This window comes from Neglectibacter sp. X4 (assembly GCF_009917365.1).
Taxonomy (GTDB): Bacteria; Bacillota; Clostridia; order Oscillospirales; family Acutalibacteraceae; genus Acutalibacter.
In genome coordinates this window covers 1-1271 of the sequence record NZ_QWLE01000157.1, presented here as the reverse complement: position 1 = coordinate 1271, position 1271 = coordinate 1, and the positions used below count along the sequence as shown (strand labels likewise).

2 protein-coding genes and 1 pseudogene are annotated in these 1271 nt (G+C 58.1%); all 3 read left to right on the top strand.

Features of this window, described 5'->3' with window-relative positions; translation table 11 throughout:
* Positions 1–90, top strand: a pseudogene (locus tag D1841_RS19420) (ParA family protein); the annotation flags it as partial.
* Between the two features lie 32 nt (positions 91–122).
* Positions 123–362, top strand: a complete 240-nt coding sequence (locus D1841_RS17365; protein ID WP_160644924.1) for a helix-turn-helix domain-containing protein — start codon at positions 123–125, stop codon at positions 360–362.
* Positions 346–1271: IS30 family transposase (locus D1841_RS17360; RefSeq protein ID WP_160644922.1), on the top strand; the 926-nt coding region annotated here is incomplete at its 3' end. The genes D1841_RS17365 and D1841_RS17360, both read left to right, overlap by 17 nt.

Here is a 1271-nt window from a genome sequence, read left to right as displayed (position 1 = left end):
GGCAAGGTGAAACGGCAGATTAACCCCCGCCTGGAAATTTCCGGCATCCTCATCACCATGGCGGACATGCGCACGGCATACTCCCGCGAGAGAAACTGGCCCGCGTGATGGGAGGGCAGAGGATGGACGACAGAAAGCAGATTACATACCGGCTGGTGACAGCCGTTCTGGAGAGCGGCAAAAGCCACAGGCGGATAGCGGAGGAGGCCGGGGTGTCCCTGAACACCATGCATTACTATATGAACAAGGGCGGGATGCCCGGCGCAGACAAGCTGGCGGCGCTGTGCAGGGCGCTGAATGTGTCGGCGGACTGGCTGCTGGGGGCGGGGGAAAGCGGGGCGCTTAATGGATCTGGAACATAAAGCCATCGCCCGCCTGCAGGAGGCGGCAAAACTTAGCGAGTTTTATTACCAAAAGCCCCTGCTGCTGACCTGTTCTGGCGGTAAAGACAGCGAGGTGTGCCTGGAGCTTTGCAGGCGGGCCGGGGTGCCCTTTGAGGCCATACACAGCTTGACTACCGCAGACGCGCCGGAAACGGTTTACCATGTGCGCAAGGTGTTCCGCAGGTTGGAGCTGGAGGGCGTCAAGTGTGAAATACTGCACCCCCGATATAAGGGCCAACCCACCTCCATGTGGGCGCTTATCCCCCAAAAGCTTATGCCCCCGACGCGCACAGTGCGGTACTGCTGCCAGGTTTTGAAGGAGGGGTGTGGTAAAAACCGGTGCGTGGTACTGGGTGTGCGCAGCGCAGAAAGCCAGAACCGCTCCGATGCGGGCGTGGCAGAGCGGCCCGGAAAATCTAAGAGGGAAAAACAGGTATTTGACTTTGACAACGGCGACAAAGGCATTATTTCCCCTTGTCAAATGAAAGCCAAAATCAAAATCCATCCCATTGTGGACTGGACAGACCGGGATGAGATTATTGTCCTTTTGCCGGACAGGACAGCCGGCAGCGTGGTGAAGGCACTGGATGTTTTGGAGAAGAAGTACGGCAGGCGCAAGTTCCGGCGCACCTTCAAGACCATCACCTGCGACAACGGCAGCGAGTTTGCGGACTGCCAGGGCATGGAGCACACCCATTATGGACGCGGCCCCCGCACAAAAATCTACTACTGCCACCCTTACAGCGCTTACGAGCGGGGCAGCAACGAGAACGCCAACGGCCTGATACGCCGTTTCTTTCCCAAGGGCACGGATTTCAGCAAGGTAACGAAAAAGGCAGTCCGGCAGGTGCAGGACTGGATGAACCAGTACCCCAGGAAGATACTTGG